Origin of the sequence: Amycolatopsis balhimycina FH 1894 (assembly GCF_000384295.1) — a bacterium.
Taxonomy (GTDB): Bacteria; Actinomycetota; Actinomycetes; order Mycobacteriales; family Pseudonocardiaceae; genus Amycolatopsis; species Amycolatopsis balhimycina.
This window is the reverse complement of sequence record NZ_KB913037.1, coordinates 65,191-88,238: the sequence shown is the minus strand read 5'-3', so window position 1 is coordinate 88,238 and position 23,048 is coordinate 65,191. Positions and strand designations below refer to the sequence as shown.

1 protein-coding gene is annotated in these 23,048 nt (G+C 75.8%); it reads right to left on the bottom strand.

Annotated features, from left to right (window positions below; translation table 11 throughout):
- Positions 1–15: 15 nt before the first annotated feature.
- Complete coding sequence (locus A3CE_RS49600; protein WP_020638027.1) at positions 16–22,992, bottom strand: type I polyketide synthase; 22,977 nt, start codon at positions 22,990–22,992, stop codon at positions 16–18.
- Between the last annotated feature and the right edge of the window lie 56 nt (positions 22,993–23,048).

The window sequence follows — 23,048 nt, the reverse complement described above, 5'->3', positions numbered from 1 at the left end:
CCATGGTGATCTCCTTCAGTCGCGCGTCAGGTCGCCGGACCGGCCGTTCAACGCGGCCTGCACCAGGTCGTCGAGATCCATCTCGTCGATGGCGCCGTCGTCGTCGGGTTCCGGCACGTCGTGGCGGTGGTCGGGGTGGCCGTCGGCCAGCCGCAGCAGCGGTTCCAGCACCCCGATGTCCTGCAGCCGTTGCAACGGCACCGAATTCAGCAGCGCCCGCAGCTGTGCTTCGTCCGCGCCGCCGGTGCCGGAGTCCGGCAGCAGCTCGCTCAGCACGTGCTCGGCCAGCGCGGCCGAGGTCGGGTGGTCGAAGGCCAGGGTGACCGGGAGATCCAGCCCGGTCGTGCCGCTCAGCCGGGTCCGCAGGTCCACCGCGGTCAGCGAGTCGAACCCGAGGTCCTTGAAGGGCCGGTCGGCCTCGACCCGCTGGGTCCCGGGGTGGCCCAGCACCACCGCGACCTCGCCGCGCACCAGGCCGAGCACGTGGCCGAGGCGGTCCCCGGCCGGCAGGTCCAGCAGGGTGCGCCGCAGTTCCCCGGCCACCTCGGCCGGGTCCACCCGGTCGCGTTCGGCCGCCTCCAGCGCGGCCCGGGCCTCCGGGACGCCGGTCAGCAGGCGGCTGGGCCGCTTCGCTGTGAACGCCGGGGCGAACTGTTCCCAGGTCACGTCGGCCAGCACGGTTTCCGCCGCGCCGGCGCCGATCGCCCGGCCGAGCGCGGCCGGCACGAGCTGCGGATCCATCGGCGGCAGGCCGGTGAGCCGCAGGTGGTTGGCCAGCTCCGGTTCGGCGTCGGTCCACGCGGCCAGCGCCACGGCCAGGCCGCCGCGCCGCCGGGCGAGTGCGGCCAGATAGGCGTCGACGGCCGCCTGCGCTCCCCGGCCGAGCACCCCCCAGGCGCCGGCGACGGAGCCGATCGCCACGAACAGCGGGTCCCGCCCGGCCAGCAGGCGATCCAGCTCGCCGAGCTCGCGCGCCGCCTCGGCCACGTCGGCCGTCGCCGAGGGCGCGACCAGCACCGCGCTCAGGTCCTCGGGCAGGTCCACCGGCGAGGCCGGATCCCAGGTGAGGACCCGCTCGGCGCCGTGTTCGGTGAGCCAGCCGGCCAAGCCGGCCACGGCCGGGGTGACCAGCACGGTGCCGCTGGGCCGCCACGGCCCGGCGGCCGGACCGGTGGCCCGGGTCAGCCTGCGGGCCAGCAGCTGCCCGCCGCGCAGGGCCAGCTGGTCCTCGCCCGCGGCCAGTGCGGCCGGCAACGCGGCCAGCGTCTCCGGGTCCAGTGTGGCCGGCAGGTCGAGCAGGCCGCCCCAGTGGTCCGGGTGCTCCAGCGCGGTGACGCGGCCCCGGCCCCAGAGCGCGGCCTGGCCCGGCGCGGGTGACTCGTCGTGCACGGCCACGGCCTGCCGGGTGACGCACCACAGCGGCGCGTCCACTTCGGACAGTTCGGCCGGCCACCCCGCGGGCAGGGCCAGCGGATCGTCGGCGACGCCCAGCAGGGACAGCACCCCGGCGTACCCGCTCGCGACTCCGTCCGGTGTGGACACCACGTCGGCGCCCGGGAGCGCGGCGGCCACCGCGACGAACCAGGCGTCGTCCGCCCAGCCGTCCGGGGCCAGCACCAGCCAGCGTCCGTCCGGTTCGGCCGTGGGCCGCACCGGCTCCCAGTCCACCCGGTAGTGCCACCGGCCGGTCGCGGTCAGCTCGTGCCGGTTGCGCCGCCACTTCGCCAGCGCCGGCAGCACCGCGCCCACCGACTCGCCGTCCAGCTCCAGGGTGGCGGCCAGCGAGTCCACGTCGGCGGTGTCCACCGCGGTCCAGAACTCGGCGTCCAGCGGGTCGGCGGCGGACGTGCCGGTGGTCGTCTCCGGCCAGTAGCGCTCGCGCTGGAACGGGTAGGTCGGCAGGTCGGCCAGCGGTGTCCCGGCGAAGTAAGCGGCCCAGTCGACGGCCACCCCGCACACGTGCAGGCGGGCCAGCGCCGCGGCCAGCGCGGGCTCCTCACCGGTTGCGCGCAGCGTCGGCAAGGCCACCGGTTCCGGGCTCAGGCCGGCGAAGCAGTGCCCGGCCATGGCCGAGCAGGTGCCGTCCGGGCCGATCTCCACGAAGGTCCGCACGCCCGCCTCGGCCAGGGTCCGCACGCCGTCGGCGAAGCGCACCGCGTCCCGCGCGTGCCGCACCCAGTACTCGGGCGTCCGCAGCTCGTCCGTCGCCATCGCCCCGGTCACCGTGGACACCAGCGGAATCCGCGGTTCGTGGTAGGTCAGGCCCTGAGCCACCGTCGCGAACTCGGCCAGCACGGGATCCATCAAGGGCGAGTGGAAGGCGTGGCTGACCCGCAGGCGGCGGACCTTGTGGCCGGCGGCCTCCAGGCGGCCGGCCGCCTGGAGCACCGCGTCCTCGGTCCCGGCCAGCACCACCGACTCGGGCCCGTTGACCGCCGCGACGGCGACGTCCTCGCCGAGGTGCCCGGCGACGTCGGCCTCGGAGCCGCGCACCGAAACCATGGCCCCGCCGGACGGCAGCGCCTGCATCAGCGCACCCCGCGCAGCGACCAACGCACAGGCATCGGCCAGCGACAACACTCCGGCCACGTGCGCCGCGGCGATCTCACCGATCGAATGCCCGGCCAGGTAATCCGGCGTCACACCCCACGACTCCAGCAACCGGAACAACGCCACCTCGATCGCGAACAACGCCGGCTGGGTGTACCCCGTCTCGTCGAGGGCTTCGGCGACGTCCGGGTCGTCGGTCCACATGATCTTGCGCAGTGCCGGGTCGAAGTGCCCCAGCACCGCGTCCAGCGCGTCGGCGAACACCGGGTGGCGCTCGTACAGCTCGCGGCCCATCCCGGCCCGCTGGCTGCCCTGCCCGGCGAACAGGAACGCCGTCCGCCCGGTCCCGGCCGTACCCGTGGCCAGCTCGACCACACCGTCTTCGGTGGCCAGCAGCGCGGCCCGGTGACCGAAGGCGGCCCGGCCGGTGCCGAGGGTCCGCCCGGCCGCGGCGCGGCTGACGCCGGACAGCGCGCGCAGCGCCGCCACCTGGTCGCGCACCGCCTCGGGCGTCCGGGCCGAGACCGGCCACGGCACCACCGCGGGGTCCTCGGCGACGGCTGCTTCGACGGCCGGGGCCTGTTCGATGATCACGTGGGCGTTGGTGCCGCTGACCCCGAAGGCCGAGACGCCGGCCCGGCGGGGCCGTCCGGTCTCCGGCCAGCCACGGGGCTGCTGCACCAGTTCGACCGAACCGTCCCAGGTCACGTGCGGGGAAGGCTCGGCGGCGTGCAGGCTGGCGGGCAGCACGCCGTGCCGCATGGCCAGCACCATCTTGATCACCCCGGCCACGCCGGCTGCGCCCTGGGTGTGGCCCAGGTTGGACTTGACCGAACCGAGCAGCAGCGGGCGCTCCCGGTCCCGGCCGTAGCCGGCCATCAGGGCGTGCGCCTCGACCGGATCGCCCAGCGCAGTGCCCGTTCCGTGCGCCTCGACCGCGTCGACCTCAGCCGGCCGCAGCCCGGCGTCGGCCAGCGCGGCCCGGATGACCCGCTGCTGCGCGGGACCGTTGGGGGCGGTCAGGCCGTTGGAGGCGCCATCGGAGTTGACCGCGGTGCCGCGGACCACCGCCCACACGGTGTGGCCGTTGCGCTCGGCGTCGGAGAGGCGTTCCACCACCAGGATGCCCGCGCCTTCGGACCACGCCGTGCCGTCGGCGCCTTCGCCGAACGCCTTGCAGCGGCCGTCGGCGGCCAGGCCGCCCTGGCGGCTGAACTCCACGAACGAGCCGGGGCCGGACATCACCGAGACACCACCGGCGAGGGCCAGCGAGCACTCACCGGCGCGCAGGGCGCGGCCGGCCCAGTGCAGCGCGACCAGGGAAGCCGAGCAGGCAGTGTCCACGGTGACCGCCGGGCCTTCCAGGCCCAGCGTGTAGGACAGCCGGCCGGACATCACGCTGGCCGTGTTGCCGGTGGCCACGTGGCCACCCAGGTCCTCGGTGGCCCGGCGCAGCACGGACACGTAGTCCTGCCCGTTGGTGCCGACGAACACGCCGGTGTCGCTGCCCCGCAACCCGGACGGGTCGATGCCGGAGCGCTCCAGCGCCTCCCACGACGTCTCCAGCAGCAACCGCTGCTGCGGGTCCATGGCCAGCGCCTCACGCGGCGAGATGCCGAAGAAGTCGGCGTCGAAGCCCGCGATGTCCGGCAGGAACCCGCCCTTGCCGGTGGCCGAGCGCCGGTGCAGTTCGGCCAGGTCCCAGCCGCGGTCGGCGGGGAAGGGCACGATGCCCTCGCCACCGTCGGCCAGCAGCCGCCACAGGTCCTCGGGCGAGGAGACGCCGCCGGGGAGGCGGCACCCCATGCCGACGATGACGATCGGGTCGTCGGCGACGTCGTGGTCCCGCGGCCCGATGACCACCGGGGTGCTCTCGGGCCGGCCGCCGGACAGCTCGGCGTGCAGGTGCCCGGCCAGGTCGCGCGGGGTCGGGTAGTCGTAGACGAGCGAAGCGGGCAGGGTCAGCCCGGTCGCCGCGGCCACGCTGTTGCGCAGCTCCAGCGTGGTCAGGGAATCGAAGCCGAGGTCGCGGAAGGCCCGGTCGGCTTCCACCCCGGCCACGTCGCTGTGCCCGAGCACGGCCGCGATCCGCACCCGCAGCAGGTCCAGCAGCCCGGCCGGGTCCGCCGGGACGTCCGGGGCCGCCGCGGTGCCGGGGGCCGGCGTGGCCAGCGCCCGCACCTCGGGCAGGTCGGCCAGCAGCGGCGCCGGACGCAGCGCGGTGATCGCGGGCGCGAACCGGGCCCAGTCCACGTCGGCGACGGCCAACTCGGTGTCCCCGTGCTCGATGGCGTGGCGCAACGAGGCCAGGGCCGGTTCCGGCTGCAGCGGCCGGAAGCCGCCCCGCCGGACCCGGTTCTCCACCGTTTCGGCCTCGGCCACCATGCCCGACCCGGCCCACGGGCCCCAGGCGATCGAGGTGGCGGGCAGGCCGTCGGCCCGCCGTTGCAAGGCCAGTGCGTCCAGGTAGGCGTTGGCGGCCGCGTAGTTGGCCTGGCCGGCCGCGCCGATCGCACCGCTGGTCGAGGAGTACAGGACGAACGCGTCCAGCTCGAGTCCGGCGGTCTGCTCGTGCAGCACCCGGGCCGCGGTCGCCTTGGCCCGCAGCACGTCGGCGAACATCTCCGGCGTGAGCGAGTCCAGCACGCCGTCCCGCAGCACCCCGGCGGTGTGGAAGACGGCGGTGACCGGGTGGCCGGCCAGCAGCGCGGCCACCGCGCCGGAGTCGGCGACGTCGCAGGCCACGATGACGGCCCGCTCCCCCAGTTCCGCGGCCAGTGCGGCGGCACCGGGCGCGGCCGGGCCGCGCCGGCTCGCCAGCACGACGCGCTCGGCCCCGGCGTCGAGCAGCCAGCGGGCCAGGTGTCCGCCCAGGCCGCCGGTGCCGCCGGTGACCAGCACGGTGCCACGCGGGGTGTAGGCCCGGGTCTCGCCGGTGGCCGGAGCGTGCTCCAGGCGGCGGCCGAACACGCCGGAGGACCGGATGGCCACCTGGTCCTCGCTCTGGCCGGTGGCCAGCACGGACCGCAGCCGGCGCACGGTGGTGTGGTCGAACTCGGCGGGCAGGTCGACCAGACCGCCCCAACCGGACGGCTGTTCCAGGGCCGCGACCCGGCCGAGCCCCCACAGGGCGGCCTGCACGGGGTCCGGCCGCTCGGTGCGGTTCACCGCGACCGCGCCGCGGGTGACACTCCACAGGCGGGCCCGGCCCAGCTCCCGCAACGCGTTCGTGGTGCGGGTCAGCAGGGTGCCGGCGTCGTCCGGGGTATCGGCGAGGGCCAGCAGCGAGAGCACCCCGTCGGCCTCGACACCGCTCAGGTCGGCGTCGTCCCCGACCACCGAGGTGCGGGCGCCGGGCAGGACTTCCTCGACCCAGTCCGGCCGGTCCAGCCCGGCGGGCAGCAGCACCAGCCACCGGCCCGACGGCGTGCCCGAGAGCCCGCTGACCGGCGTGAACACCGGGCGGTAGCGCAGGTTGTCCAGTGCCGAACGCTCGGTTCGGCGGCGGCGCCAGGTGCTCAGCGCCGGCACCATCGCGGCCACGGTCTCCTGATCGAGGCCGAGACCGGCGGCCAGGGCCCCGGTGTCGGCGTTGTCGACCGCGGTCCAGAACTCGTCGTCCCCGGCGCCGGTCGTGGTGCCGGCAGGCGCGGCAACCGGCCAGTAACGCTCGTGCTGGAACGGGTAGGTCGGCAGCTCGATCGTGCGGGTGCCGCCGTCGAAGACCGCCGCCCAGTCCAGCCGGCCGCCGTGGGCGTGCACCCCGGCCACGCCGGACAGCAGGGCGGCCACCTCGGGCCGGTCGGCGCGCTGCAGCGGCAGCGCCACCGCGTCGGCGAGGACGTCCCGCACCGCGGCGGAAAGCACGCCGGCCGGGCCGATCTCGACGAAGACCCGCACGTCACGCTTGGCCAGCGCGCGCACGCCGTCGGCGAAGCGCACCGCGTCCCGCGCGTGCCGCACCCAGTACTCCGGCGTCCGCACGTCGGCGGTGGCCACGGCTCCCGTCACCGTGGACACCAGCGGGATCCGCGGCTCGTCGTACGTCAGGCCGCGCGCGACCTCGGCGAACTCGCCCAGCATCGGATCCATCAACGGCGAGTGGAACGCGTGGCTGGTGTTCAGCCGCTTGGTGCGCCGGCCCAGCCGCCCGGCCAGCTCAGCCGCGACAGCCAGCACCGCCGCCTGGGCACCGGAGACGACCACCGACCGGGGCCCGTTGACGGCGGCGATCGACACGCCGCCGGTCAGCAGCGGGGTCACCTCCTCTTCGGTGGCCTCCACCGCCACCATGGCGCCGCCGGACGGCAGCGCCTGCATCAGCGCACCCCGCGCAGCGACCAACGCACAGGCATCGGCCAGCGACAACACTCCGGCCACGTGCGCCGCGGCGATCTCACCGATCGAATGCCCGGCCAGGTAATCCGGCGTCACACCCCACGACTCCAGCAACCGGAACAACGCCACCTCGAAGGCGAACAACGCCGGCTGGGTGTACCCCGTCTCGTCGAGGGCCGTGGAATCGTCGTCCCACATCACGTCCCGCAGCGCACGGGGCAGGTCGAAGTGCCCCAGCACCGCGTCCAGCGCGTCGGCGAACACCGGGTGGCGCTCGTACAGCTCGCGGCCCATCCCGGCCCGCTGGCTGCCCTGGCCGGCGAACAGGAACGCCGTGCGGCCCCGCGTCACGGTGCCCCGCACCACGCCGCCGTCCGGCTGGTCGCCGGCCAGTGCGGCCAGGCCGCGCCGCAGTTCGTCGTGGTCCTCGGCCAGCAGCACCGCACGGTGTTCGAAGGCCGACCGGGTGGAGGCCAGCGAGTACCCGAGCACGGCCGGCGACACGCCGTCGTCCAGGGTGTCCAGCACGGTGGCGGCCTGAGCGCGCAGCGCTGCTTCCGTCCGGCCGGACAGCGGGACCGGCACCAGGCCGGGCTCCGGCTCGGGGCCGGCTTCGGCGGCCGGTTCCGGGGCCTGCTCGAGGATGGTGTGCACGTTCGTGCCGCTCAGCCCGAAGGACGAGATACCGGCCCGGCGCGGCCGGCCGCTCTCCGGCCACGGCACGCTGCCGGACGGCAGCTCGATCGAGCCGGTGCTCCAGTCGACGTGCGTGGAGGGCTCGTCCACGTGCAGCGTCTTGGGTACCAGCCCGTGCCGCAGCGCCTGCACCACCTTGATCACGCCGGCCACGCCGGAGGCCATCTGGGTGTGGCCGATGTTGGACTTCACCGAGCCGAGCAGCAGCGGCCGTTCCCGGTCCTGGCCGTAGGTGGCCAGCAGGGCCTGGGCCTCGATCGGGTCGCCCAGCGCGGTGCCGGTGCCGTGGCCCTCGATCACGTCCACCTCGGACGCCGAGAGCCGCGCGTTGGCCAGCGCCTGCCGGATCACCCGCTGCTGGGACGGGCCGCTGGGCGCGGTCATGCCGTTGGACGCGCCGTCCTGGTTCGTGGCCGAACCCCGGACCACCGCCAGGATCCGGTGCCCGTTGCGCTGCGCGTCGGACAGCTTCTCCAGCAGCACCAGGCCGACGCCCTCGCCGAGGGTCATGCCGTCGGCCCGGTCCGAGTAGGCCTTGCAACGGCCGTCCGTGGCCAGTGCGCGCTGGCGCGAGAAGCCGACGAACGCCCCCGGCGTCGCCATCACGCTCACCCCGCCGGCCAGCGCCAGGCTGCTCTCCCCCGACCGCAGCGACTGCGCGGCCAGGTGGATGGCGACCAGCGACGACGAGCAGGCGGTGTCCAGGGTGACCGCCGGGCCCTCCAGCCCGAACAGGTAGGAGAGCCGGCCGGACAGGATGCTGCCCAGCGAGCCGGTGATCATGTGGCCGTCGGCGTTGTCCACCGCGCCGGACACGGCCGCGGTGTAGTCCTGGTAGCTGGCCCCGATGAAGGTGCCGGTGCCGCTGCCCCGCAGCGTGTGCGGGTCGATCCCGGCCCGCTCGAACGCCTCCCACGCCGTCTCCAGCAGCAGGCGCTGCTGCGGATCCATGGACAGTGCCTCCCGCGGCGAGATGCCGAAGAAGCCCGGGTCGAACTCGGCCGCCTCGTGCAGGAAGCCGCCCTGCACCGAATAGGTCTTGCCGCCGGCGTCCGGGTCCGGGTCGTAGAGCGCGTCGGTCGGCCAGTTGCGGTCGGCCGGGAAGCCGGAGATGGCGTCCACGCCGCCCACGACCAGGTCCCACAACCGTTCCGGGGTGTTCGCGCCACCCGGGTAGCGGCAGGCCATCCCGATGATGGCGACGGGCTCGCCGGTGTCCACGCCGGCCACGGCCGGTGCCTGCTCGACGGCACCCGAGCCGGTGATCGTGGCGGCCAGGAACCCGGCCAGCCGCCTCGGCGTCGGGTGGTCGAACACCATGGTGGCGGGCAGGGTCAGGCCGGTGCCGGCGGAGATCCGGTTGCGCAGGTCGACCGCGGTGACCGAGTCGAAGCCGACGTCGCGGAAGGCGCGGTCCTCGGGCAGCGCGTCGGCCGACGCGTGGCCCAGCACGGCCGCGGCCTCGGCCCGGACCAGTTCCAGGAGCAGGTGGGCGCGCTCGGCCTCGGGCAGCGTGCGCAGCCGGGCGGCGAACTCGCCGCCGGCGCCGGTGGCGGCCGTGGCGGCGGCGGCCTCGGTGAGCCGCCGCACCTCCGGCAGCTCGTCGAACAGCAGCGTCGGCCGGACGGCGGTGTAGACCGGGTAGTACCGCTCCCAGTCCAGATCGGCCACGGCCAGCGCGGTCTCGTCGTCGTCCAGGGCCCGGCGCAGACCCTCCAGCGCCAGCTCCGGCGCCATGAACACCAGGCCGCTGCGCACGATCTGCTCCGGGTCGACCCGGCCGAGTTCGCGGTCGTCGGCCCAGATGCCCCACGACAGCGCGGTGGCCCGCAGCCCCCGGGCGCGCCGGTGGGCTGCCAGCGCGTGCAAGTACGCGTTGCCGGCCACGTAGGCGGCGTGCGCGCCGGTGCCCCACAGGCCGGCGGTGGAGGAGTACAGCACGAACGCATCGAGCTCGTCGGTGTCGAGCAGCTCGTCCAGGTTGCGCGCGCCCACCACCTTGGCGTGCACGGTCCGGGAGAACGCGGCCAGGTCGGTCTCGGCCAGCGTGTGCAGCTCGATCACGGCGGCCGTGTGCACCACGTTCCGCACGGTCCGGCCCTCGGCCCGCAACCGCGCCAGCAGGGCGGCCAGCGCCGCCTTGTCGGTGACGTCGCAGGCCACCGCCTCGACGGTCTCGCCCAGCTCCGCCAGCAGCTGCCGGGCCTTCGGGGCCTCGGCGCCGGTGCGGCTGGTCAGCACGATGTGCTCGGCGCCCTGCTCGGCCAGCCAGCGGGCCAGGTGCGGGGCCAGGGTGCCGGTGCCGCCGGTGATCAGCGTGGTGCCGCGCGGGGTCCAGGTCCGCGCCGGCGCGCGGTCGCCGGCCGGGGCCCGCACCACGCGGCGGCCGAACACGCCGGCGGCGCGGATGGCCAGCTGGTCTTCGCCGGTGGCGCCGGACAGCACAGCCGCCAGCCGGTCGCCGCCGCGGCGGTCCAGCTCGGCGGGCAGGTCGAGCACGCCGCCCCAGCGCTCCGGGTGCTCCACGGCGGCGGTCCAGCCCAGTCCGAGGACCTGGGCCTGGAGCGGGTTGGTGACGGTGTCGGCGTGGCCGGTGGCCACCGCGCCGCGGGTCAGCAACCACAGCGGGGCGTCGATCCCGGCCGCGCCCAGTGCCTGGACGAGCTGCACGCTCAGGGCCAGGCCGCGGGCCAGCGCGGGGTGCTCGTCGTGCGGCTCCTCGGCGGTGGCCAGGGTCGAGACGATGCCGCTCAGTTCGGGCAGTTCGGGCAGCTCGCCGTCGAACACCAGCCGCCGCACCTGGGCCCCGTGCCCGGTGAGCACCGCGGCCAGTTCCTCGTCCGCGCTGTCGCCGGTGGCCGCGGTGACCAGCAGCCAGGTGCCCGACAGGGTGGCCGGGGGTGTGGCGCCCAGCGGGGTCCAGCCGACCCGGTAGCGCCAGCCGTCCACGGTGGTGCGGTCCTGGCGCTGCTTGCGCCAGGACGACAGCCCGGGCAGCACCGCGGCCAGCGAGTCCCGGTCCACCGCGAGGCCGGCGCTGAGCGCGTCGACGTCGGCCTGCTCGACCGCGTCCCAGAACTCCTGGTCGGCCGGGTCGGCCGCGGCCGTCGCGCCGGCGTTGAGCGGGAGCCAGTAGTGCTCGTGCTGGAAGGCGTAGGTGGGCAGTTCGACGGTGGCCGCGCCGCCGGCGAACTCGGCGGCCAGGTCTACCGGCACGCCCCGCACGAAGGCTTCGGCGAAGGAGGTGAGCACCCGCGTCCAGCTGTCGTTGTCCCGGCGCAGCGTGCCCACGACCACGGCCCGCTCCCCGGCGTCGTCCACGGTCTCCTGGACGCCGAAGGTCAGCACCGGGTGCGCGCTGGTTTCGATGAAGGCCTGGTGCCCCTGGGCCAGCAGCGCCCGCACGGCCGGCTCGAACCGCACGGTCTGCCGCAGGTTCCGGTACCAGTACTCGGCGTCCAGCGGCCGCTCGCCCAGCCAGTCGCCGGTGAGGGTGGAGAAGAACGGCACCTCCGGGGTCCGCGGCACCAGCCCGGCCAGTGCGGCCAGCAGCTCCTCGCGCAGTTCCTCGACCTGGGCCGAGTGCGAGGCGTAGTCCACGTCGATGCGGCGGGCCCGGATGTTCCCGGCGGTGAGCTCGGCGAACAGCTCGTCGACGGCTTCCGGGATGCCCGAGACGACGACCGAGCGCGGGCCGTTCAGCGCGGCCACCGACACCCCGCCGCCGAACCGCGCGATCCGCTCGGTGACCTCGGCGGCCGGCAGCGGCACCGACATCATGGCGCCCTGCCCGGCCAGCCGGCGGGCGATGGCCTGGCTGCGCAGGGCCACGACCCGGCAGCCGTCGGACAGCGACAGGGCCCCGGCCACCACGGAGGCGGCGATCTCGCCCTGGGAGTGCCCGAGCACGGCGGCCGGGCGGACGCCCCGGGACTGCCAGAGCGCGGCGAGCGACACCATCACCGCGAACGACGCCGGCTGGATCACCTCCACCCGGTCCAGGTCCGCGCCACTGCGCAGGACGTCCAGCAGGGCGAAGTCGACGAAGGGGGCCAGTGCGGCGGCGCACTCGGCCATCCGCTCGGCGAACACCGGCGAGGCGTCCAGCAGCCGCGCACCCATCCCGGCCCACTGCGAACCCTGGCCCGGGAAGACGAACACCACCTTGCCGTCCACGTCGGCCACGCCCTCGACCACGCCACCGCGGACGCCACGGGAGTAGGCGTTCAGGTGCTCGGCCAGCTCGGCACCGGCACCGACGACGACCGCGCGGTGCTCCAGGCGCGCTCGCGAGGTGAGCAGCGAGCGGCCGACCGCGGCCGGGTCGTGCCCGGCCACGGGCAGCAGCTTCTCGGCCTGCCCGCGCAGGGCGGCCGGGCTGCGGGCGGAAAGCACCCACGGCACCGGCCGGTCCGCCGCGGCGGCCGCGGGCTCGGGGTCCGCCGGCTGCTCCGCCGGGGCCGGGGCCTGCTCCAGCACGGTGTGCGCGTTGGTGCCGCTGACGCCGAACGACGACACGGCGCACCGACGCGGGCGCCCGTCGGTGGCCCAGGCGACCGGCTCGGTCAGCGGCACCACGGTGCCGTCGCTCCAGTCGATGTGCGGCGAGGGGTCTTCGGCGTAGAGGGTTCTGGGCAGCACGCCCTCGCGCAGCGCCATCACCATCTTGATCACGCTGGCCACGCCGGCGGCGGACTGGCTGTGCCCGATGTTGGACTTGATCGAACCCAGCCACAGCGGGTGCCCGGTGTCCCGGTCCCGGCCGTAGGTGGCCTGCAGCGCCTGCACCTCGATCGGGTCGCCCAGCGGGGTGCCGGTGCCGTGCGCCTCCACCACGTCGATCTCGGTGACGGCGAGGTGCGCGTTGGCCAGCGCCTGCCGGATCACCCGCTGCTGGGAGGGGCCGTTGGGCGCGGTCAGCCCGTTGGACGCGCCGTCGGAGTTGATCGCGCTCCCCCGCACCACGGCCAGCACCGGGTGCCCGTTGGCCCGGGCGTCGGACAGCCGCTCGACCAGCAGGATGCCGACGCCTTCGGCCAGCGCCATGCCGTCGGCCGAAGCGGAGAACGCCTTGGACCGGCCGTCCGCGGCCAAGCCGCGCTGGCGGGAGAAGGCGACGAACGGGCCGGGGTTGGTCATCACGGTCGCCCCGCCGGCGATGGCCATCGTGGTCTCGCCGTTGCGCAGCGACTGGCAGGCCAGGTGCAGCGCGACCAGCGAGGACGAGCACGCGGTGTCCACGGTGACCGCCGGCCCCTCCAGCCCGAACACGTAGGCCAGCCGGCCGGAGAGCACGCTGGGGATCTGGCCGGTGACGGCGTGGCCTTCCAGTTCGGCGTTGCCCCGGCCGCCGTACTCCTGGTAGCTGGAGCCGACGAAGGTGCCGGTGCCGCTGCCCCGCAGCGTGTGCGGGTCGATCCCGGCCCGCTCGAACGCCTCCCAGGTCGTCTCCAGCAGCAGGCGCTGCTGGGGATCCATGGACAGGGCTTCCCGCGGGGAGATGCCGAAAAAGCCCGGGTCGAAGTCACCGGCATCGTGCAGGAACCCGCCCTGGGTGGTAACGGTGCCGCCGCCCCGGTCCGGGTCCGGGTCGAAGGTGACGGCGCCTTCCCAGCCGCGGCCGACCGGGAACCCGCTGATCGCGTCCACGCCCCCGAGCACCAGTTCCCACAGCTGCTCCGGAGTGTGCACGCCGCCGGGGAAGCGGCAGCTCATCCCGATGATGGCGATCGGCTCGTCGGCGCCGGCCCCGGCCGCGGCGGCCACCGGGGCGGCCGCGGCGACGTCGTCCAGCAGTTGCTCCCGCAGGTACCCGGCCAGTGCGCGCGGGGTCGGGTAGTCGAACACCAGCGTGCTGGGCAGGGCGCAGCCGGTGAGCTTGACCAGCCGCCGGCGCAGCTCGACCGCGGTCAGCGAGTCGAACCCCACGTCCTGGAACGCGCGGCGCTCGGAGACCGCGTCGGCCGAGCCGTGCCCGAGCACCGCCGCCGCCTCGCCGCGAACCAGCTCGACCAGCAGCCGCTCCTGGTCCTCGGGTGACTTCCCTGCGAGTTCGGCCGCCCACACGGAGTTCCCGGCGCCCGGCGCCGTCAGTGCCCGCGCCTCCGGCAGGCCGGTCAGCAGGGCGCTGGGCCGGGCCGCGGTGAACACCGGGACGTAGGTGGCCCAGTCCACGTCGACGACGGTCACCGTCACGTCCCGGTGCGCGATCACGCGGTCCAGCTCGGCCAGCGCGGAGCGCACCGGCAGGAAGGCCAGCCCCCGGCGGGCCAGGGTGCCGGTCCCGGCGTCCTGCGCGGCCATGCCGGATCCGGCCCACGGGCCCCAGGCGATCGAGGTGGCGGTCAGGCCGCGGGCGTGCCGCCGCCGGGCGAGGGCGTCGAGGGCGGCGTTGGCCGCGCTGTACCCGGTCTGGCCCCCGCTGCCGATCACCCCGGCGATCGAGCCGAACAGCACGAACAGGTCCAGCTCGCGGTCGCCGAGCAGGTGGTCGAGGTTGGCCGCGCCGACGGCTTTGGCCGATACGGTGGCGGCCAGGTCGGTCAGGCCGGCCTCGGCCAATGGAGCGCGGTCGGCGACGCCGGCGGTGTGCACCACGCCGGTCAGCGGGGTGTCCTCGGGGATGCCGTCCAGCACCGCGCGCAGCGCGTCGAGGTCGGCGACGTCGCAGGCCACGATGTCGACGGCGAGGTCGTGGTCCGCGCCGAGCTCGGTCAGCTCGGCCCGCAATCCGGCCGCGCCGGGCGCATCCGGGCCGCGGCGGCTGGTCAGGACGAGGCGCTGCGCGCCGTGGCGGGCCAGCCAGCGGGCCACCTCGCCACCCAGGCCGCCGGTGCCGCCGGTGACCAGCACGGTGCCGCGGGCGGTGAACTCCCCGGCCGGTTCCCGGACGGCGCCGGGGTGGTGCACCAGCCGCCGGCCGGACACCGCCCCGCCGCGGACGGCGAGCTGGTCCTCGCCGTCCGGTGCGGACAGCACGGCGGCGACCGAGCGGGCGTCGTCGGCGTCGAGCTCGGCGGGCACGTCGATCAGGCCGCCCCAGGTCTGCGGGTACTCCAGCGCCGCGGTGCGGCCGAGCCCCCAGAGCATCGCCTGCCCCGGATCGGTTTCCGCGTCCCGGGTGATGATCCACAGTGGACTCGAGACGGTCCGGGCCAGCGTGACACCGAGCGCGAAGCCCAGCGGCAGCCCGGCGGCGTCCTCCGCGGAGCCGAGGACGGCGACCACGCCGTCGCACGGGCCGATCCGCTCGGCCGGCCCCGCACTGTCCACATCGGACTCGGTCAGCAGCAGCGTGCGCACCTGCGCGCCCCGCTCGGCGAGTGCGGCGGCCAGCTCCGGTTCGTCGCCGGTGGTGACCAGCACCCAGTCGCCGGACAGGGGGCCGGGCTCGATCGCCAGCGGCGCCCAGTCCACCCGGTAGCGCCAGGTGTCCAGCCGGGCTCGTTCGGCGCGGTGCTGCCGCCAGTTCGACAGCGCCGGCAGCACCGAGTCCAGGGCCGCGCGCTGGGCGTCACCCAGCCCGATGACCTCGGCCAGTTCCCCGGCGTCGCCCCGCTCCACCGCCGCCCACCACCGGTCGTCGGCCGGGTCGGCCGCGGTCCGGGCGGTGGCCTGCGGCCAGAAGGACTCGTACTGGAAGGCGTAGGTGGGCAAGTCGACCCAGCGGGCGTCGCGGCCCGCGAAGAAGGCCCGCCAGTCGAGGTCCACGCCGGCGGTGTGCAGGGCGCCGAGCGCACCGAGCAGCGCGGTCTCCTCGTCCCGGTCGGCCCGCAGCACGGGCACGCAGCCGGCCTCGTCCGCCTGGCCGGCCAGGATGTCCTGCACCATGGCCGAGAGCACGCCGTCCGGGCCCAGCTCGGCGAAGGTGGTCACCCCCTGGGCGGCCATGGCGCGGACAGCGTCGGCGAAGCGCACGGTGGCACGCACGTGCCGCACCCAGTGCTCCGGATCGCCGAGTTGCTCGGCGGTGGCGGGCTCGCCGGTCAGGGCGGACACGACCGGGATGCGCGGCGGGTGGAAGGTCAGGGTGGCCACCACGGCCCGGAAGCCGGCCAGCATGGCGTCCATCCGGGGCGAGTGGAAGGCGTGCGAGACGCGCAGCCGCTTGGTGCGGCGGCCCTGCCCGGCGAAGGTGGCCGCGGCGGCCAGCACCGCGTCCTCGTCGCCGGACAGTACCACCGAGTGCGGTCCGTTCACGGCCGCGACGTCCACGGTCTCGCCGTCGGCCAGCGCGGCCACCTCGTCCTCGGCGGCCTGCACCGCGACCATCGCGCCGCCGGACGGCAGCGCCTGCATCAGGCGGCCCCGCGCGCCGATCAACGTCGCCGCGTCGGCGAGCGAGAAGACCCCGGCCACGTGCGCCGCGGCGATCTCGCCGATCGAATGGCCGGCCAGCCGGTCCGGCTCGACACCCCAGGACTCCAGCAGCCGGAAGAGCGACACCTCCAGCGCGAACAGCGCGGGCTGCGCCCAGCCGGTCGTGTCGAGCAGCTCGGCCTCGGCCGAGCCGGGCGCCGCGAACAGCACCTCGGCCAGTGGCCGGTCGAGCTGCGGGGCCAGCGCTTCGGCCACCGCGTCGAACGCGGCCGCGAAAGCCGGGTACCGCCGGTAGAGCTCGTGGCCCATCCCCGGCCGCTGGCTCCCCTGGCCGGCGAAGAGCAGGGCCAGCCGGCCACCGGCCGGTTCCCCGGCCACCAATGCCGGGTCGGGCCGGTCGTCGGCCAATGCGGTCAGGGCCCGCAGCCTGCCCTCGGTGTCCTCGGCCAGCACCGCGGCCCGGTGCTCGAACCGGGAGCGGGTGGTGGCCAGCGAGAACGCCACGTCGGTGGGGTCGAGCCCGGGATCGGCGGTGAGGCGGGCGGCCAGCCGGGCGGCCTGGTCGCGCAGCGCGCCACCGGACCGCGCGGAAAGCAGCCAGGGCGCACACACCGGCGGCCTGGTCTCGGCCGGCGCCACGACGGCCGGTTGTTCGAGGATGACGTGGGCGTTGGTGCCGCTGAACCCGAAGGAGGAGACCGCGGCCCGGCGCGGCCGGCCGGCCGCGGGCCACTCCGCCTGCTCGCGCAGCAGGTCCACCGCGCCGGCCGTCCAGTCCACATGGGAGGAAGGTGCGTCGACGTGCAGGGTGCGCGGGACGACGCCGTGGCGCATCGCCTGCACCATCTTGATCACCCCGGCCACCCCGGCCGCGGCCTGGGTGTGCCCGAGGTTGGACTTGACCGAACCCAGCAGCACGGGGGTCTCCCGGTCCCGGCCGTAGGTCGCCAGCACCGCCTGGGCCTCGATCGGATCGCCCAGCGTGGTGCCGGTGCCGTGCCCCTCCACGACATCCACGTCCGAAGTGGACAGTCCGGCGGACGCCAGCGCCTGGCGGATCACCCGCTGCTGCGACGGCCCGTTGGGCGCGGTCAGGCCGTTGGACGCGCCGTCGGAGTTCACGGCCGAACCCGCGACGACGGCCAGCACGTGGTGACCGTGGCGGATCGCGTCGGACTGCCGTTCCAGCACCAGCACGCCGACGCCCTCGGACCAGGCCACGCCGTCGGCCGCGTCGGAGTAGGCCTTGCAGCGGCCGTCCGGGGACAGCCCGCGCTGCCGGGCGAACTCGATGAACGCGCCGGGCGAGGCCATCACCGTGACGCCGCCGGCCAGGGCCAGGTCGCAGTCACCGGCGCGCAGCGCCTGCATGGCCCAGTGCAGCGCGACGAGCGAGGACGAGCACGCGGTGTCGACCGTGACGGCCGGGCCCTCCAGCCCCAGGGTGTAGGCCACCCGGCCGGAGACGACACTGGTGGAGCTGCCGGTGCCGCGGTACCCCTCGAACTCGGCGTCCGAGAGAACCGTGCTGTAGTCGCCGTACATCACGCCGGCGAACACGCCGGTGCGGCTGCCGCGCAGCGAGAGCGGGTCCACGCCGGCGCGCTCGACGGCCGACCAGGACACCTCCAGCAGCAGCCGCTGCTGCGAGTCGGTGGCCAGCGCCTCCCGCGGGCTCATGCCGAAGAAGGCCGGGTCGAATTCTCCCGCGTCGTGCAGGAAACCGCCGCTGCGGGTGTAGCAGGTGCCCGGGTGGTCCGGGTCCGGGTCGTAGAGGGCGCCGAGGTCCCAGCCCCGGTTGACCGGGAACCCGGAGATGACGTCCACGCCTTCGGTGACGACCCGCCACAGGTCCTCCGGCGAGCGCACCCCGCCCGGGTAGCGGCAGTCCATGCCGACGATGACGATCGGGTCGTCGGCATGGTCGCGGGAGCCGGTGGCCACGGTTTCCGGCGTGTCCGCGCCGAGCAGTCCGTCCAGCAGGTACGCCGCCAGCGCACGCACCGTGGGGTGGTCGAAGATCAGCGTGGCCGGGGTGCGCAGCCCGGTCGCGGCGCTGAGCTGGTTGCGCAGTTCGACCGCGGTCAGCGAGTCGAACCCGAGTTCGGAGAACGGGCGGTCCGGGTCGACGGACGCGGCGTTCGCGTGTCCGAGCACCCCGGCGACCCGGGTGCGGACCAGGTCCAGCACGGCCTCCCGGCTCCGCTTGGCGTCCAGCCCGGCCACCAGCGCCGCGCCGGCGGCCGCGGTGCGGCGGACCGGAACGCGGATCAGGCCGCGCAGCACCGACGAGACCTCGCCCGCGGCCCGCAGCACCGGCAGGTCCAGCCGGACCGGCGCGACGACGGGGGCGGCCACCCGCTCGGCCGCGTCGAACAGGGCCAGTCCCTGCGCCACGGACAGCGGCGGCACGCCGGTGCGCTGCAACCGCCGGTGCGCGCTCTCGGCGGCCATCCCGGCCCCGGCCCAGGGACCCCAGGCCAGGGACAGCGCCGGCCGTCCGGTCGCCCGCCGGTGGGCGGCCAGCGCGTCCAGGAAGGCGTTGCCCGCCGCGTAGTTGGCCTGCCCGGCCGCGCCGGTCAGCCCGGCGACCGAGGAGAACAGCACGAACTTCGCCACGTCGCCGGCGAGCTCGTGCAGGTTCCAGGCGGCGTCCACCTTGGGCCGCAGCACCGCCGACAGCCGCTCGGGGGTCAGCGATCCGACCATCCCGTCGTCCAGCACGCCGGCGGTGTGCACCACCGCCGTCACCGGGTGTTCGGCCGGCACCCCCGCCAGTGCTTCGGTCAGCGCGCCCCGGTCGGCCGCGTCACACGCCACCGCGGTGACATCGGCGCCGGCCTCGGTCAGCTCGGTCAGCAGCCCGCCGGCCCCGGGGGCGCCCGCGCCCCGGCGGGACAGCAGCAGCAGCCGCCGCACGCCGCGCTCGGTCACCAGGTGCCGGGCCAGCACCGCGCCCAGGCCGCCGGTTCCGCCGGTGATCACCACGGTCCCCGACTCCGGCCAGGCGACGTCCTCGGCGGTGACGTCCGGCTCCTCGGTGGCGCGGGCCAGCCGGGCGGCCAGCAGGCCGCCGCCGCGGATGGCCAGCTGCGGCTCCCCGGTGGCCAGCGCCACCGGGATCATCGCGGCGGAGTCCGCGTCGGCGTCGAGGTCCAGCAGCACGAACCGGCCCGGGTGCTCGGCCTGCGCGGCCCGGACCAGGCCCCACACGGCCGCCCCGGCCAGATCGGCGGGCTCGGGGCCGACCGCGCCCCGGGTCACGAAGGCCAGCCGGCCCGGCGCGCCCTCGGACAGCCAGTTCTGCAGGTCGGCGAGCACCTCGGCGGTCAGGGCGTGCACGGCCCCGGGACCGGCCGGCCCGGCGACCGGACGCAGCACCACGCCCGGCGCGGTGTCGGTGGTCCGGAAGTCCAGCCCGAAGGGGTCGTCGCCGAGCACCGCGATCGATCCGGCGGTCCCGGGCGCTTCGGCCGGGAGGGCCGTCCAGTCCAGCCGGTACAGGTCGCGGCCGGTGGCCGCGGCGCCGGCCGCGACCGGCGCGCGCACGGCCAGCGACCCCACCGAGAGCACCGGCGCCCCGGCCGGGTCGGTGAGCTCCAGCGCGGCCACGCCCTCGCGGACCGGGCGGAGCCGGACCCGGACGGTGGTGGAACCGGTGGCGTGCAGGCGGACGTCGCTCCAGGCGAACGGCAGCCCGCCCCGGGTGGTGCCCAGGTCCACGAACGGCAGCGCGTGCAGCGCCGCGTCAAGCAGCGCCGGGTGGATGCCGAACGCGCCGACGTCACCGGTCACCGCCTCCGGCAGGGTCACCTCGGCGAACACGTCCGTGCCCTGCCGCCAGGCGGCCCGCAGGCCGCGGAACGCCGGGCCGTAGCCGAAGCCGTCGTCGGCCAGCCGCTCGTACAGGTCTTCGGTGTCGACCGGTTCGGCGTCCGCCGGCCACTCGACGGGTTCGGGGGCCACGGCCGGGGCGGCGCCGAGCAGCCCGGTGGCATGCTCGGTCCACGGGTGGTCGTCGGCGTCGTCCGGACGGCCGTAGACGGTGAGCGCGCGCAGCCCGGCGGCGTCCGGCGCACCGATCCACACCTGCACCTGCACGCCGCCCCGCTCGGGCAGCACCACGGGCGCGGCCAGGGTCAGCTCGGCCACGTGATCGCAGCCGACCTCGTCGCCGGCCCGGACCGCCAGCTCCAGCAGGGCGGTAGCGGGCAGCAGCAGGCTGCCGCGCACCAGGTGATCGGCCAGCCAGGGCTGGGTCTGCGCGGACAGCCTGCCGGTCAGCAGCTGGCCGTCCGCGCCGGCCAGCACGACCGCGGCGGACAGCAGCGGGTGCCCGGTCGGCCCCAGTCCGGCCGCCCGCAGGTCGCCGGCCGTGCGGTAGGCGTCCTTGGGCCAGAACCGCTTGCGCTGGAAGGGATAGGTGGGCAGGTCGACCGGGCGGGCCCCGGTGCCCTCGAAGTAGCTCTCCCAGCGGACCGGCACGCCCGAGGCGTGCAGACCGCCGACCGCCGTGGTGAGGGTGGCCTGCTCGGCCCGGCCCGGGCGCAGGGCCGCGAACACCGCGGCGTCGGCCACGGACTCGCGGACCAGCGCGCTGAGCGAGCCGTCGGGCCCGAGTTCGAGGAAAGTGTGCACGCCGTGCTCGTGGAGCCAGGCGGCGGTGGCGGCGAACCGCACCGGACGGCGGACGTGCTCGACCCAGTAGCCGGGCGACGTCAGCTCGGCCACCGTGGCCGGCTCACCGGTCAGGTTCGACACCAGCGGCAGCAGCGGTTCACGGGCGTCCAGCCCGGCGACGACCGCGCGGAACTCCGCCAGCATCGGCGCCATCCGCGGCGAGTGGAAGGCGTGCGAGACCCGCAGCCGCTTCGACTTCGCGAAGTGACCGGCGATGTCCAGCACCGCGTCTTCGTCGCCGGAGAGCACCACCGATTCGGGGCCGTTGACGGCGGCCAGCGCGACTTCGTCCTCGCGCCCGGCCAGCAGGGGCAGCACGTCGGCCTCGGCCGCCCGGACGGCGACCATCGCGCCGCCGGCGGGCAGCGCCTGCATCAGCCGGCCGCGGGCGGCGACCAGGGTGACCGCGTCGGCCAGGGAAAACACCCCGGCCACGTGCGCGGCGGCCAGCTCACCGATCGAGTGGCCGGCCAGAAAATCCGGGCGCACGCCCCAGGATTCGGCCAGCCGGTAGAGCGCGACCTCGATGGCGAACAGCGCCGGCTGCGCGTACTCGGTCCGGTCCAGGGTCTCCACGTCCTCGCCCCAGACGACCTCGCGCAGCGGGCGGTCCAGGTGGGCGTCGAACTCGGCGCACACCGCGTCGAACGCCTCGGCGAAGACACCGAACCGGCCGTGCAGTTCCCGGCCGGCGGCCAGCCGCTGCGCGCCCTGCCCGGTGAACAGGACGGCCAGCTTCGGCCGGCCGCGGGCCGCACCGCGAACCACCCCGGCCACCCCGGCCGCGCCGTCGCGCACGGCCGACAGCCCGGCGACCGCGGCCTCGCGGTCCCCGGCCACCACGACCGCCCGGTGCTCGAACCCGGTCCGGGTGGTCGCCAGCGAATAGGCGAGGTCGCGCAGATCGGCGGTTTCCTCCGACAGCCGCGGCAGCAGGCGCTCGGCCTGCTCCCGCAGGGCATCCCGGGTCCGCGCGGACAGCACCAGGGGCAGCGCGCCCGCACCCGGCGCCGCACGCGGCGCGGGCTCCTCGACCGGGGCCTGCTCGATGATGGTGTGCGCGTTGGTGCCGCTCAGGCCGAACGACGACACCGCGGCCCGGCGCGGCTCTCCGGTCTCCGGCCACGGCGTGCGCTCGGTCAGCAGCCGGACCGCGCCGCTGCTCCAGTCCACATGGGACGTCGGCCGGTCCACGTGCAGCGTCCGGGGCAGCACACCGTGGCGCATCGCCAGCACCATCTTGATGACGCCGGCCACGCCGGCCGCGGCCTGGGTGTGGCCGAGGTTGGACTTCACCGAGCCCAGCAGCAGCGGCCGCGCGGCCGGGCGGTTGCGGCCGTAGACGGCCAGCAGCGCCTGCGCCTCCACCGGGTCGCCGAGCGTGGTGCCGGTGCCGTGCGCCTCGACCGCGTCCACCTGGTCGGCGGCCAGCCGGGCGCTGGCCAGCGCCTGCTCGATCACCCGCTCCTGCGAGGGGCCGTTCGGGGCGGTCAGGCCGTTGGACGCGCCGTCGGAGTTCACCGCGGAACCCCGCACCACGGCCAGGATCCGGTGCCCGTTGCGGCGCGCGTCCGACAGCTTCTCGAGCACCAGCAGGCCGACGCCCTCGGCCCAGCCGGTTCCGTTGGCGGAGTCGGCGAAGGAACGGCAGTAGCCGTCCGCGGCCAGGCCGCCCTGCTTGCTGAACTCCAGGAAGGTCAGCGGGCTGGGCATCACCGTGACGCCGCCGGCGATGGCCAGGGAGCACTCCCCGCCGCGCAGCGCCTGGGCGGCCAGGTGCAGTGCGACGAGCGAAGAGGAGCACGCGGTGTCCACCGTGACGGTCGGGCCCACCGCGCCCAGGCAGTAGGCCAGCCGGCCGGAGATCACGCTGGTGGTGTTGCCGGTGAGCTGGAAGCCCTCGACGTTGTCCCCGGGGCCGACCCGGTAGTCCTGCGGCATCGCGCCGACGAAGACCCCGGTCGGGGTGCCCTTGATGGTGGCCGGGTCGATGCGGGCCCGCTCGAAGGCGTCCCACGCGGTCTCCAGCAGCACCCGCTGCTGCGGATCCATGGCCAGCGCCTCACGCGGCGAGATGCCGAAGAAGTCGGCGTCGAACCGGCTCGCGTCGGGGAGGAACCCACCGGAAAGCGTCGCCGACGAGCCGAGCTCGTCGAGCTGCCAGCCGCGGTCGCCGGGGAACGGGGTGATGCCGTCGCGGCCCTCCGCGACCATCCGCCACAGGTCCTCCGGGCTGGTGACACCGCCGGGGAACCGGCAGCTCATCCCGATGATGGCCACCGGCTCGGAACTCGCTTCCTCCAGCTCCTGCACCCGCCGGCGGGTGCGCTGCAGATCCGCGCCGGCCCGTTTCAGGTAGTTCCGGAGCTGTTCCTCGTTGCTACTGCCACCGGTCCTGTCAACACCCATGTCAGCTCAACCCATCCGTCGCGGCGAACGCCATGGGACGAGTCTCACTCGCCGGT

What these genes read in the sequence shown, in the direction of transcription:
- A3CE_RS49600 (WP_020638027.1), bottom strand. Translation starts at nt 22,992, where the DNA reads ATGGGTGTTGACAGGACCGGTGGCAGTAGCAACGAGGAACAGCTCCGG.